Source organism: Haliscomenobacter sp., assembly GCF_041740695.1.
GTDB lineage: Bacteria > Bacteroidota > Bacteroidia > Chitinophagales > Saprospiraceae > Haliscomenobacter.
Genome location: NZ_JBGSLK010000061.1, coordinates 1 through 13,582, shown reverse-complemented (window position 1 = coordinate 13,582; position 13,582 = coordinate 1). Strand labels below are relative to the sequence as shown.

Genomic DNA, 13,582 nt, shown 5'->3' with positions numbered 1-13,582 from the left:
GTCATGAGCTTTTGCACTTTCGTTTCCTCCAGCACAATCACAACGGCTTCAAGCTGATCGGCATCTTGGCTTGTGTGGCTCTTCCATCCACTAGGTTTTTTTTGCATTATATTTACCGCACGCCTCGTGGCGCACCAAAGGGCACAAAGACCGTCAACGTCTAACTTTGTGTTCTTTGTGCTGCCTTTGTGTTCTTTGTGTTTAAAAATGTCGCTTTGGTGGTATGATGAAAATTGGAGATGATTCAAGTTTATGGCAAAAACAACACGTATGAAAACCATCCATAAATTGCTCTTTTTATCCTTTTTGCTCTGTGGTCTCTTCGCCTGTGAAGACGAAGATGCGATCCGCATCCCCGATTTTCTGGAAGGGGCCAATATGCGCATTGTGCTCGACGCCAACAAAAGTTCACTGAAATTATCTGCCATCAGCAGCAGTACCATCGAATTTGATGCCTATTCAATCAATACCAATTTGCAAAAAGTGGAGTTGATTGGGGCCTACATCGGCAAAGCCGATACTGTTGAAAATGAAGTATTGTTCAGCCTACCTGGCTCGGCCTTTGTCAACGGCAAAGCCCGGGGGATAATTACTGCTGCGGATGTGGTCAAAGCCTTTAAATTGGCAGGAACGTCCAGCTTGCAAGCGGGGGATCAGATTTCGCTGGAAACTCACGTGACCTTGACGGATGGGCGAGTGATGAGTCCGGCCAACTCAGCGCCTAGTATCATCCAGGGCACCAATGCCAGTTTTACGGCTTTTGTAGATTTTGAAGTTAAACCCTAGCTAAGGTGGTTCTTAGGTGTCTGTGGTTTCTAAGGTGGTTAAAACTTCTTTCACCACCTTAGAAACCTAAGACACCTGAGGGGCACCTAAGGGGAATTGTACGTGCAGGCCTGAGTTGATCTTTTTTTTTCAATTTGGTAAAATACCTGACAAATTCACCCAATTTTAATACCTAAACCCTCTGTTTTTTGCAACCTTTTAAAAAAAATAATCACTTTGTTAATAGCAGACTTGTGGAAATTGACGCTGCATGTAGCGTGCTGAGTTGAGGACTACAAGTTGATTTATCCAAACCCGACTGACTTATGATAGCCCAAGCTCGACCGATCAGAGTGGCTATTATTGATGGGCAATCCCCCAATGCCAAGGGCTTGTCTTTGCTCATCAATGGTACCGCTGGTCTGCAGGTTGCACACATGTACGCCTCGGCCAAAGCCGCGCTGGTGGATCTGAACAAGGACTCACCAGACGTATTGCTGTTCTTATTGGGACAACCCGATGTGGAAGAACTGTCCAGCATCGCGGCCATTCGGCGCTTGTTGCCCCTCGTCAAAATTATCGTGGTCTCAGAACGGGAGGATGAAGACCTGGTTTTTCACATGCTGAAGGCCGGGGTTGGTGGTTTTTTGACCCGCGATGTGTCGCCCCTCAAACTGCTGGAAGCCATCCGCGAAATTCAGGACGGCGGCGCTCCCATGACCATGAATGTGGCACGGCTGGTAGTGGCCTCATTTTTCAAAAACAACGACTCCCTGCTCACCCCCCGCGAGCGCGAAGTGCTGAGCTGGATGGCAAGGGGCAAAAGTTATACCCAAATCGCTGACATTTTGTACGTGGACAAAGAAACGGTGCGCTCGCACATCAAAAACATTTACGGCAAACTGGAGGTACATTCCAAGGCCGATGCCATTGAAAAGGCGACTTTGGAAAAGTTGATTTAAACCCCGGAAGCGTGCAAGTACACGCGTAAGACTGAGAGTTTTTTCATACTAATTTTGATTGGCCACCTCTTTGTGATAGAGGTGGCTTTTTACATATGGGCGATGCCCATATGTAAAAAGGGCGGTGCCCTTTATTGGGAGATGGCGCCCTTGCAGGGCTTTTCCGCTGGGTTTTAGGGGAGTTGTTGGAGCAACCAGTCTTTGTTGGCGAGGGGGGTGCTTCGTTCAATCAGTTCCAGGATTTTTGGGCTGGGTGATTGGGCTGTGTGGGCGCGTGTTGGAGCGGATTTAGCCAGTTTTTGCAGGATTTTGATGAAATTCAGGTTGGATTTTTTCTGGTATTCCGACAATTGTTTGTTGCGCAGGATGAGGCGTTTGGTGTTTTCCATCAAAAAAAATAAAGCTTCTGCCTCGTGTAGGAGGTAGTAAATTTTCAACTGGATGATTTTGGCGGATACGTGGTAAAAGGGGTCGGTGAATTCCAGGCTTTGCAATTGCTGCAAGGCTGGCCCATAATCGCCTTTTTCAAAATACAAATTGGCCAGGTTGAAACAGCGGGCGTTTTCGCGCACCTCGGCATGGATGTAGCCCGCATACTGGAGAATGAACTGCTCAGTCCAGGCATAATCCCGCAGCCGAATCCCTGTAGTGACAATATTGGTGAAGGTCCATTGGGTGAGCCGCCCGTTGGTGATGAGGATGGAGTGCTCCAGCAGGAGTTTGTATAGGCTCAGAATTTCCGCGTAAAAAAGGCTGTTGCCCGAATTGATTTGGCGTACACAATGATTGAGCAAGTAGCTGTAAAGGGTGCGGAGCTCGGCGTTGGGCAGTTGATCCAGTTGCCCGACGAGCAGGGGTTTGATTTGAAAATAGTGCCTGCTGTCGTTTTCCGTCAATAACTTATAGGTGTTGTAATAAATGAGCACAACGGGAGGCAGGTTTTGCTCGGCCAGCTCCTGGGCGTAGTGGGCACAAAAATGGTCTACAAAAGGGCAGCGGTAATCGGCCTGCATCACCAGGTTGCGACTGGCCATATCGCAGGCGATGCGAAGTTTTTCAAAAAAATAATACAGGTCGAGGGCGTCGTTTTTGGCTTGCAAAAATGGGGAGTAGTTGCGTTTTTCCTGGAGCAACTGATATTCATCCTGGTACTGGGCCAAGTGGTATTCGAAGTAGAAATGCTGCGGGTCGAGCGCGGGGCTTTGTTGGAGCAATTGCGCCTGTTTTTTACTTTGCCTGGGAAAAACGCCCAGAATTTCCCGCTCCAGCAGGGTTTTGAGTAGCAGGTTTTGTTGCAAGAGTGGCTGTTGTTGCAAGGCTTGTTGTTGTAAAAACTGGTAAACAGCGTGCAAAAGATCGGAGAGCAGATTGTTCCAGCGCGCTTCATTGAAGTTTTGGGTCGGGTATAGGCATTTGAACAACCGCTCTTTATCAACAATGGCTTGGTGATCGAGTTGTGTCAATAAGCCCTCTAACAAGGGTGGCCCTAGGGTGGACATGCCATTGCTGGGCACGGCAAGCCAAGTGCTGAACTGTTTGCGTTCAAGCAGCGTCAGTGCGCTAAGTACCTGGATGATGTTTGTGTTTTTCAAGATAGAAAAATGAGCATTAAAAAATGACAATCAATTATTTACAATATAATTTTTGCTAAAAATAAGCTAGAACTACAAGATTTTTTACTTTTTACCTCAATCTATTGCGGTTACTTTTGAGTCATTGCCAATTGATGCCAAAAATGATCATCTTATGAACATAAAAATCGGACTAAAATGGATCCTGTTGCTGCTATTGTTTTGGACAAGCCCGCTCCTTTGCCAGGGGCAGGATACACTACACCTGGATTTTTCGGATACGACCATTTATCGGGGGACGGACTGGAATAAACGATTTGAAGTAACCCTGAGTGCCCGTACACCTTATCCCACTACGGCACAATTTAGCATTCAGTGGTTTGCCTGGGGTCCTTCGACGTTTTCGGAGGCGCGTCCTTTTTACTTTAGACTTGCCCAAATCATTCCCCTGGATACCCCCACCATTGACTTATCCCATTTCGGGACTCGTCAAATTGGGGAAGGGTTTTTGAGGGTGATTACCCACATAAATCCGGCGCAGCCCAATGTACCCAAAGCTTTATTCAAGCTGGTTTTTGAAGCCGAAAACCCGGAGGTTTTGGAAAAGGAGCTGGATCGCTGGCTGATAGATCTCCCTATCCAGCAAATTGTTTTAGCCAATACCCCCATTGAAATCGTGGCAGTGGGCGATAGCCTCCAACAACTGGCAATCCGTAGTCACGGCGGTCAAATTATGCTGCGCACTGCCGTTTGGCCTGGAGATGTGGACAACAATGGTCAAGTAGATCAGTACGACATGTTGGCCTTAGGGCTTGAAATTGGTCAAAGTACAACTAAACCCCGGCCCAATGCCTCGATTGAATGGACACCTCAAACTTTTGTGTCGCAATCCAGCAATCAAGACGCAGTGCTCCGCCCCTATTGGGACACCGATGGCAATGCGCTCATTGATTTGAACGACACCCTGGCCATTCATCAAAATTGGGGCAAAACGGTTCCCAATCGCAAAATTCGCACCCGGCCCCAGGTCGATTCCTTTGCCTTGCCGCTCATGCTCAACATGGATACCCTGAGCAATCGGCGGGAAATAGAATTGCCCATCGTGCTGGGATCGGCAGAAGCCCCCGCCCGCAATGCGTATGGTCTAGCCTTTTCGCTCAATTATGGCCCGGGGATTGGCAAAATGGCGCGCATCAGTGCCGATTTTAGTCGTTCCTTTTTCAGAAGGGATAAACGCCCCCTGCTTACCTACGTGCGCAATGATACTGCACAAAACAAGCTACATCTGGTCATCAGTAGGTTACAACGGCGCGCGATTACCGGATATGGGGAGATTGCCCGGGTGAAGTTAACGGTGGAAGACCTGATTTTCATTGAGCCCTTTTTGAAAAACCTGAACATCGACCCACAGAGCATCGTGCTGATTGACCGCAACAACAAGCCAATTCCCGTCGCCCCAGGGTCTGAGGAAATTCGGGTCATCAGCGATGTGGAACACTTGATCAACAATGCGGTCATCGATCAAAAAGTGAAGATCTACCCTACTCCCTGTAGTGATGTGCTGCATGTACAAAGTGATCAATTGTCGATTGAAAATTTGAAAATTTTTAGCCAGGATGGAAAATTGATCCAGCAGTTTTCAACTTTTACCCAAAAGCAAATTGATACCTCACGATGGCCCAGCGGCACTTACCAATTACAGATCGAAACCGGGGAAGGAACAGGAGTGAAAAAAATTTTGGTTCAACATTAATTCAGTTAGCTATGCACTTTCGAATTGTACTATACTTCATCCTGGGACTCAGCTACGGCTTAGCTGCCCAAGTATCGCTCGGCGGAGTCGCCAAATGTATGAATGGTAAACCTTTTCCAGGCGTGGTGGTCAAATTGGAAAACCTGCACACCAAAACGGCGACTTACGCCATTTCCGGAGACCAAGGGGAATACAGTTTTTGCAACGTGGATTCTACCCAAAACTACCGGATCAGTGCCAGTTTTAACGACGCCTTGCGCCCACCCGAAGCAGGCATCAACATCATCGACCTGGAGTTGATTCGTGGCTTTGTGGAAAGAAGGGAGGAGATCCCGGGTTTGGGCTTTTTTGCTGCCAACTTTAGTGATCGGGAGTACGGCGTAGATGCCCGCGACCTGAGCAGCCTGCGAGCTTTTTTATTGGACAATTTTCGAGTGACGGACCGCAACAGAATCACCCCCAAATGGTTGGTACTGATGAATCAGCCCAATTTGTATTATCCCGTCGCTGTGGATAATTTTAAAGCGCTGCGCGATCAGGCGGATTTGAATTGGGTGGTGATCAAGACGGGGGATGTGGATGGGTCGTATTGTAGGTAGGGAGAAGTAATTTTCAACCCTGAAGGGGTGATAGGATTATGAAAAAAATGGCACGAAGATGTATTTTAACCCCGAAGGGGTGACATTAATTGCCCCCCGCACATCGAACTAAGGCCAGGTTTGCCAATGTCTTTTCGGCTTAGTGCTGAGAGCAGCGGAAGGATCGTAAAAATTGAAATTTTAAACCCTTTACATCCATTGGTAGATACGCTGGTTGTGGAGGCATTGCGAAAATGTCCCAAATGGTACCCGGGATTCTCCAATGGGTCCAACCAAATTCGGATCGCCTTTTGTACTCTGGTTTTTCACCCCTACTCACAAAACACGGGCGAGGAAATTCGAGAGATAACTACCACTCCCTATTTTCCAGGGGGACAAGCACAGTTACTAGAATTCATTGCACTTCATATTGATCCGCTTATTAGAAAGAATTTATAACCTTGGCATTACATACTCCTCCGGTATTGCCCCCCCACCGCATACAAGGCATGTGTAATCTGCCCCAACGAGCAACTTTTCACCGTCTCCATCAGTGCCGCAAAAAGATTCTCATTGCGCACCGCCACCGCCTGCAAGTCTTGCAAAGCCTGGCTTGCCAGCCCCGCTTGCGCCTGATGCAAACCTTGCAATGTTTGAATTTGTGCCTCCTTCTCCTCTGGCGTGGCCCGGATCACCTCGGCGGGGATGATGGTCAGGGAACCCTCTTTGCTTAGGAAGGTATTCACCCCGATGATGGGGAAATCGCCATTGTGTTTTAAGGTTTCGTAATAAAGGCTTTCCTCCTGGATTTTGCCACGTTGGTACATCGTTTCCATGGCACCGAGTACGCCGCCCCGTTCGCTCAGGCGGTCGAATTCGAGCAATACAGCCTCCTCCACCAAATCGGTCAATTCCTCAATGATGAAGGCCCCTTGCAGCGGATTTTCGTTTTTGGCCAGGCCCAATTCTTTGTTGATGATCAACTGGATGGCCATGGCACGGCGTACACTTTCTTCGGTGGGGGTGGTGATGGCCTCGTCGTAAGCGTTGGTGTGCAAGGAGTTGCAGTTGTCGTAAATGGCGTACAGCGCTTGCAGGGTGGTGCGAATGTCGTTGAAGTCGATCTCCTGTGCGTGCAGGGAGCGGCCACTGGTTTGGATGTGGTACTTGAGCATTTGCGCTCGCTCGTTGGCCCCGTATTTTTCCTTCATGGCCTTAGCCCAAATGCGGCGGGCCACCCGCCCAATCACCGCATATTCAGGATCGACACCATTGGAAAAAAAGAAAGAAAGGTTCGGCGCAAAATCATCGACCTGCATGCCCCGCGAGAGGTAATATTCCACAAAAGTAAAGCCATTGGCGAGGGTGAAGGCCAGTTGGGAAATTGGATTCGCACCCGCCTCGGCGATGTGGTAGCCAGAAATGGACACCGAGTAAAAATTGCGCACCTGCTGCTGTACAAAGTATTCCTGCACATCCCCCATCAGTTTTAGTGAAAACTCGGTGGAAAAAATGCAGGTGTTTTGCGCCTGGTCTTCTTTTAAAATATCCGCTTGCACGGTGCCACGCACGGCACTCAGCGCTTTGGCTTTAAGTTGAGCATACACATCTGGTGGCAAAACCTGATCCCCGGTGATGCCGAGCAAGAGCAAGCCCAAACCATTGTTGCCCGCTGGAATTTCACCGTGGTATTGCGGGCGGGACATGCCCTGCTGATCGTAAAGTTTTTGCAACTTGGTCTCCACCACAGCTTCCAAATGATGCTCCCGGATGTATTTTTCACACTGTTGGTCAATCGCCGCATTCATAAAAAACGCGGTGATGGTGGCAGCCGGTCCGTTGATGGTCATCGACACCGAAGTGCGCGGATCACAAAGATCGAAGCCGGAGTACAGTTTTTTGGCGTCATCCAAACAACAAATGCTCACCCCTGAATTGCCAATTTTTCCATAAATATCCGGTCGATAATCGGGGTCTTCGCCGTACAGCGTCACCGAATCAAAGGCAGTCGAGAGGCGAATGGCGGGCATGTCCAGCGATACGTAGTGGAAGCGGCGATTGGTGCGCTCGGGGCCACCTTCTCCGGCGAACATGCGGGTGGGGTCTTCCCCTTCACGTTTGAACGGAAACACCCCGGCGGCATAGGGAAACTCTCCTGGCACATTTTCGCGCATCACCCAGCGCAGGATTTCGCCCCAATCCTGGTACTTGGGCAGAGCTACCCGGGGAATGCGGGTATGGGAAAGGGAAGTCGTAAAGGTGGGTACCCGAATTTCCTTGCCCCGCACCTTGTATACGAATTCGTCGCCAGCGTAGGAGGCGATGCGGGCAGGCCATTCGGCCAGGATTTTTTTAGCGGCAGGTGAGAGGTATTGCTCCAGTTGTTGATATTGTTCAGTCAAAGCTTGGATCAACTCAGCGGAAACGCCGCGCTTTTGTAAGGTTTTGACGCTGGTATCGAGGGCAAAAAGTTGACGGGCTAAGTCACTCTCTTGACTTACTTTTTGCTCATAAGCACGGTTGCTTTCGGCAATCTCAGACAAATAGCGTACCCGTTGCGGTGGAATGATGTAGACTTTTGCGCTGGCTTCGGTTCCAGCTTGAAAGTGAGAGGGCAAATTGGCCCCCGTTTTTTCTACCAATACCTCCATCACTTTGTGGTACAAGCGGTTCATGCCCGGATCGTTGAACTGCGAAGCGATGGTGCCAAAAACGGGCATGTCATCCACTGCTTTTTGCCACAATTGATGGGCTCGTTGGTATTGTTTTTTGACATCGCGCAGGGCGTCCAGGGCGCCGCGTTTGTCAAATTTGTTGATGGCAATCACGTCAGCGAAATCGATCATGTCGATTTTTTCCAATTGCGTAGCCGCGCCGTATTCGGGGGTCATCACGTAGAGGGAGATGTCGGAATGATCCACAATTTCGGTATCTGACTGGCCGATGCCTGAAGTTTCCAGGATGATTAAGTCGTACTGGGCGGCCTTGAGGATGTTGACGGCATCAGCGACGTAGCGCGAAAGGGCCAGGTTGGATTGGCGGGTCGCCAGGGAACGCATGTACACCCGGGGATTGCTGGCAGCGTTCATGCGGATGCGGTCGCCAAGCAGGGCCCCGCCCGTTTTGCGTTTGGAGGGATCGACTGAGACAATGGCGATGGTTTTATCCGGGAAATCGAGCAAAAAACGCCGCAGCAATTCATCCACCAAACTACTTTTACCCGCGCCACCCGTACCGGTGATGCCGAGTACGGGGATGTTTTTGTTGCCAATTTCTTTACTGAGTTTTTCCAACCACTCCCGGTTGGCCTCAGGATAATTTTCAATGGCCGAAATCATCCGAGCGATGCTACGTCCTTCGCGCAAATGGAAGGTTTTTAGTTCCCCATTGAGGTGTTGCCCCACCGGGAAATCACATTTTTCCAACAAGTCGTTAATCATGCCCTGCAAACCCATGTGCCGCCCATCGTCGGGGGAGTAGATGCGGGCAATGCCGTAGGCCTGAAGCTCTTGAATTTCGTGGGGTAAAATGGTGCCGCCGCCGCCGCCAAAAATTTTGATGTGGCCCGCGCCTTGTTCTTGCAGCAGGTCGTACATGTATTTAAAAAACTCCAGGTGCCCCCCTTGATAGGAGGTAATGGCAATGCCTTGCACGTCTTCCTGAATGGCGGCATCGACGATTTCGCGCACGGAACGGTTGTGCCCTAAGTGGATGATCTCGGCACCCGAACTTTGCAGGATGCGGCGCATGATGTTGATGGCGGCATCGTGGCCGTCGAAGAGGGAGGCGGCGGTGACGAGGCGGATTTTGTATTGAGGCTGGTAGGCGGTGATGGTTTCCATAATTTGGCGATCTGGTCTGTTGGGAAATTCACCACCGAAATGTTCGTCTATTACCTGAGGTGTCCCTTCGTGTCTTAGGTTTCTTAGGTGGTGAAATAGTACCCTGCTTCGCAGGTTTGGTTCTTTTCACCACCTAAGAAACCTAAGACACGAAGGGACACCTCAGGTAAATAGTCATCAAAAACTACAGTGGTAATTCCCAGTGCAAATTTACACAAAAAACCAGCGCCTCGCAGCATTTAAAGCGTCACTTGCCCGGGAATCACTTCCACATTGACCCGGTGCCCATTGCGCAAAACCCCAAGCTGGGTGCGTTGCCCAATGCGGCTAAAATTGAGCAATTTATGCAAGTCATCTACCGAGGCCACGGGGTTACCCTCAAAGTCCACGATGATGTCGCCCTTGATCAATTGTTGGTTGTTGAAATGCCCGTCGGGGATCACTTCGTACACGTACACGCCCGTTGGAGTGCTCAGGCGATTGGCGGCGATCATGCGGTTGCTGAGGTTGACACCCTGTGCACCGATGCCGATTTGGGCACGGCGCACCTGGCCATTGAGGATCAGTTGTCCGGCGATGTATTCGGCTAAATTGGAGGCGATGGCAAAACACAAACCCTGCGCTGAAGCCACAATGGCAGTATTGACGCCGATCACCTGGCCCAGGGAATTGAGCAATGGGCCGCCACTATTGCCGGGGTTCAGGGCTGCATCGGTTTGAATTACATCGTCGATTAAACGGCCATTGTTGGCGCGTAAGGTCCGGCCCAAGGCGCTGACCACTCCCGTGGTTACGGTGTATTGCAAACCCATCGGGTTGCCAATGGCTACCGCGATTTGCCCCACTTGCAGCTGCGAGGAATTCGCCAATTGCAGGGCTTTGAGCCCGGTATCATCGATTTTCAACACGGCGATATCCGTAGAAGCGTCTTTGCCTTTGATTTCGGCATTGACCCTGCGCCCGTCGGTAAAGGACACGCTGATTTGATCAGCGGCGTCGACCACGTGGTTGTTGGTAAGGATAAACCCGTCAGAGGAAATGATGAATCCTGAGCCAGTGCCCGCGGGTACTGCCTGTCCCTTGTTTCTTTTATCGTTGCTTTTCTTCTTTACTTCAATGTGTACTACCGAGTCGGCAACTGCGGCGACTACTCCGGTGATGGTCCGAGAATAGGCATCCAGCAATGGGCCATCGTCATGGGTAGTCGAGATATGGGTGATATGGGATGAATGTTCCATACTTTTTCCCATCAAAACAATGTCCAAGTGGAAAAAGATGACAGAGTGGCGGATGAAAAAAAGAGGTTGTGGAGATTTTACCAATTTTGGCAGTTGTACTTGTTGCTGAAGCTGGCCGAAAATGGATTACTGCCAGGCCTTAATCCCGCCATCCAGGTTGTACACTTCTTTGAAGCCACTGTTGCGCATCAGCACACAAACCCGTACGGAGCGGCGGCCACTGCGGCAATAGATGAGATAAGGTTTGGTTTTGTCCAAAGCATCCATTTGTTCGATCAAGTCGGGACCGAAATAATCCATGTGGATGGCACCCGGGAGGTGTTCGGCTTCAAATTCGGACTGGGTGCGCACATCTAAAACGATCGCATCAGAAGAGGCTTGCAACAGTTCCTCGAAACGTTGTTGATCCAGGTTGTTCAATTGGCGGCGGAGCAATTCCCAGCGGTTGATTTCACAGGTATCCACATTCATTTTTTCCTGCTTTTGGTCGCGTTCATACATAAAGAAATCGGGAACAAGATACGCAGAATGGCTAAGACCATGTCTAAAGACGCCATTTCTTTTATTTTTCCACAAAATGAGCTGTTTTTAGAATAAATTTTTACCATATTCCTTTAATCCTGGAATAGAATACTTATTTTCACCTATTATTCAGTTCTGTATAGATCTCAAGCGATTTTGACTTCCTACCTCACTCTGCGCTGAACCCTCAATCTGAGATTAGTATGAAGACGCTGGATCACATTGATTACCGCATTTTGGACCTCTTGCAGGTAGACGCCAAGTACACCATCAAAGAAATTGCCGCCGAATTAGGCATGACTGCTACGCCCGTTTATGAACGTATCCGTCGGATGGAGGAAGAAGGCTACATCAAGCGCTATGTAGCGCTGGTGAACAAGGATATGCTTGATTTTCACGTAGTTGTGTTTTGTAGTGTTTCGCTCAAGGGACACAATCGGCAAGTCCTCAAAACCTTTGAACAACAGATCAGCAGTTTTCCTGAAATTGTGGAATGTTACCACATTGCCGGGACTTATGATTATTTGTTGAAGGTGATTGTACGCAGCATGAACGAGTACCAAGAGTTTATGGTGAATCGTTTGGCCAATTTAGAGGAATTGGGCCAGGTTCAAAGTTCTTTTGTCATGTCAGAAGTCAAGTATTCAACGGGCTTACACCTGAATGCACATGGTGACAGCACTTGATCAATTGACCTTCGCCAACTGCTCTACTTTGGGCATCCGCAACATTTCCCAGGTGATTTTGCCCCAAATGAGGATACAAGGTACCGCCTTCACCACATAAGGTTCCAGGAGGCCCTTGCGGATAAATTTGGGAAACAAATCGGTAGGCGATAGGGAGGTAAAAACAATCGCCAGCACCAACAGCACCAGATTCTCCCGGCTTAATTTTTCCTGCGCAAAAAACCAGATCGCAATGCCACTCATGGCAATCACAAAAGTAGCTGACTCTGCTTTGTGGTTAAAAACAATCACCCAAATCAGCACTGAGCAAAGGGTGAGGATGCGAAAGGTAAAATTCGAATACAGCTTGAAGCGCAACAATGGCAGGCAAAACAACAACACGCCCGTGCCCAGCACCACTATTTTATCCGCCACCAAACCAAACCAGGTATTCAACCAGCCCATCACCGAAAAGCCATACGAAATGCTGTGGTCGTCTGCCAACAAATGTCCCCAACTGCGGTAGAGGAACAACAACTGCTGCCAATCCACCACCACCAGCGGCAACACAAACAAAACCGCGGCCCAAAGGGCACTGTACAAGGCCAATTTATCTTTTCGTGGGTAAAATAAAAACAGCGACATGGCTACCAGTCCAAAAATTTTGATGTATACCGTGGCCATGATAAAGAAGGTAGCCGCCAGGTATTGCCGGCGTTCAAGACAGGCAAAAGCCCAGATCAGCAGCCCGGCCATCATGGCATTGCTTTGGGCGTTTTGCAGGCTGGTCATGAGTTCCAATACCACAACCAACAGCAACAATGCCTTTTGTTTGTCAGAAAAATTGGGTAGTACTTTGACCCCAAAAAACAAAATCAGCGCATTGAGCACATTCCACAAACTAAGTCCAACTACAGCAGGCAAATAGGCGAAGAGGCCAAAAAACAGGGCGAAAGTTGGACTGTATTTGTACAAATCCCAGTGTTCGGCAGGGTAGAGGATGTACAGGTCTTTTTGCTCCAACAAATGGAAAAAAGACTGGACAAAAATGACGTAGTTGTTGTAATGGGTGTAGAGCGGGCCGTCGGGCTGGAAGGTTTTGAGCCCCAATAAAACGGACTGGACGGAAGCCAGAATGGCAAGCACAATAAACAGAACAAGGAGGGTTGTGGGCTGTGTAAACAGCTTTTTCAGGTGTTGCATAATTTTAGGTATTACAGATAGAGACGCACGGCCGTGCGTCTCTATCTGCGCATCGCATCATGGTTCCGGAACAAAACGCATCGACAAACTATTCACGCAGTGCCGGGTATTTTTGGCCGTGAGCCGTTCGCCTTTAAATACGTGCCCCAAGTGTCCGCCACAGGTGTTGCACAGAATTTCGATGCGACGGCCATCGGCGTCAGGCACCTGTTTGACCGCACCAGGAATCTCATCGTCAAAACTCGGCCAGCCACAGCCGGAATCGAATTTGTCCTCTGAGCGGTACAAGGGTGTGTTGCACTGTCGGCAAAGATAGGTGCCTGCTCCTTTAAAATCATAATATTCGCCCGTAAACGGCCGTTCGGTTCCTTTTTTCAGGATGACGTAGGCTTCTTCGGGACTAAGCTTGTTGTATGCCATGATTATAAGTTGAAGAGTTGAGGAGTTGATGCCTCGGCTTCGCTCGGCAACCGGTCGCTGAGC

12 protein-coding genes are annotated in these 13,582 nt (G+C 49.3%); 5 read left to right on the top strand and 7 right to left on the bottom strand.

The genetic code is table 11. The features are described from left to right. Positions 1-248, bottom strand: a 248-nt coding sequence (locus tag ACEW9O_RS13625) for a hypothetical protein (RefSeq protein WP_373550724.1), incomplete at its 3' end; no start/stop codon positions are given. A 22-nt stretch (positions 249-270) separates the two neighbouring features. On the opposite strand from ACEW9O_RS13625, the gene ACEW9O_RS13620 reads away from it, so the two are divergent. Next, positions 271-786, top strand: coding sequence for a hypothetical protein (locus ACEW9O_RS13620; RefSeq protein ID WP_373550723.1), 516 nt, complete (start codon positions 271-273; stop codon positions 784-786). Positions 787-1,091: 305 nt separating this feature from the next. Beyond that, positions 1,092-1,727, top strand: coding sequence for a LuxR C-terminal-related transcriptional regulator (locus ACEW9O_RS13615; RefSeq protein ID WP_373550722.1), 636 nt, complete (start codon positions 1,092-1,094; stop codon positions 1,725-1,727). A 173-nt stretch (positions 1,728-1,900) separates the two neighbouring features. Here ACEW9O_RS13615 and ACEW9O_RS13610 read toward each other — a convergent pair whose 3' ends face one another. Beyond that, on the bottom strand, positions 1,901-3,319 hold the full coding sequence (locus tag ACEW9O_RS13610) for a hypothetical protein (RefSeq protein ID WP_373550721.1): 1,419 nt from the start codon (positions 3,317-3,319) through the stop codon (positions 1,901-1,903). A gap of 154 nt (positions 3,320-3,473) precedes the next feature. Here ACEW9O_RS13610 and ACEW9O_RS13605 point away from each other — a divergent pair, with 154 nt between their 5' ends. Together ACEW9O_RS13605 and ACEW9O_RS13600 are read left to right on the top strand one after the other, a co-directional pair. Next, complete coding sequence (locus ACEW9O_RS13605) at positions 3,474-5,051, top strand: T9SS type A sorting domain-containing protein (RefSeq protein WP_373550720.1); 1,578 nt, start codon at positions 3,474-3,476, stop codon at positions 5,049-5,051. 11 nt (positions 5,052-5,062) lie between these two features. Further along, the gene (locus ACEW9O_RS13600) at positions 5,063-5,650 is read left to right on the top strand and encodes a carboxypeptidase-like regulatory domain-containing protein (protein WP_373550719.1); all 588 of its coding nucleotides are present in this window, start codon (positions 5,063-5,065) and stop codon (positions 5,648-5,650) included. A gap of 446 nt (positions 5,651-6,096) precedes the next feature. Here ACEW9O_RS13600 and ACEW9O_RS13595 read toward each other — a convergent pair whose 3' ends face one another. The 3 genes from ACEW9O_RS13595 to ACEW9O_RS13585 all read right to left on the bottom strand — a co-directional run bounded on the left by ACEW9O_RS13595 (position 6,097) and on the right by ACEW9O_RS13585 (position 11,180). Beyond that, positions 6,097-9,471, bottom strand: a complete 3,375-nt coding sequence (locus ACEW9O_RS13595) for a methylmalonyl-CoA mutase family protein (RefSeq protein WP_373550718.1) — start codon at positions 9,469-9,471, stop codon at positions 6,097-6,099. Positions 9,472-9,710: 239 nt separating this feature from the next. Further along, entirely contained in the window at positions 9,711-10,709 is a 999-nt protein-coding gene (locus tag ACEW9O_RS13590) for a S1C family serine protease (protein ID WP_373550717.1), read from the bottom strand. 126 nt (positions 10,710-10,835) lie between these two features. Further along, entirely contained in the window at positions 10,836-11,180 is a 345-nt protein-coding gene (locus ACEW9O_RS13585; RefSeq protein ID WP_373550716.1) for a rhodanese-like domain-containing protein, read from the bottom strand. Between the two features lie 254 nt (positions 11,181-11,434). Between ACEW9O_RS13585 and ACEW9O_RS13580 the strand changes: the two genes are divergently transcribed. Then, entirely contained in the window at positions 11,435-11,917 is a 483-nt protein-coding gene (locus ACEW9O_RS13580; RefSeq protein ID WP_373550715.1) for an Lrp/AsnC family transcriptional regulator, read from the top strand. On the opposite strand, the gene ACEW9O_RS13575 is transcribed toward ACEW9O_RS13580, so the two are convergent. Together ACEW9O_RS13575 and ACEW9O_RS13570 are read right to left on the bottom strand one after the other, a co-directional pair. Continuing rightward, the gene (locus ACEW9O_RS13575; protein ID WP_373550714.1) at positions 11,918-13,099 is read right to left on the bottom strand and encodes a glycosyltransferase family 87 protein; all 1,182 of its coding nucleotides are present in this window, start codon (positions 13,097-13,099) and stop codon (positions 11,918-11,920) included. Positions 13,100-13,156: 57 nt separating this feature from the next. Next, a partial coding sequence (locus ACEW9O_RS13570; protein ID WP_373550713.1) for a methionine-R-sulfoxide reductase occupies positions 13,157-13,582 on the bottom strand: 426 nt, incomplete at its 5' end.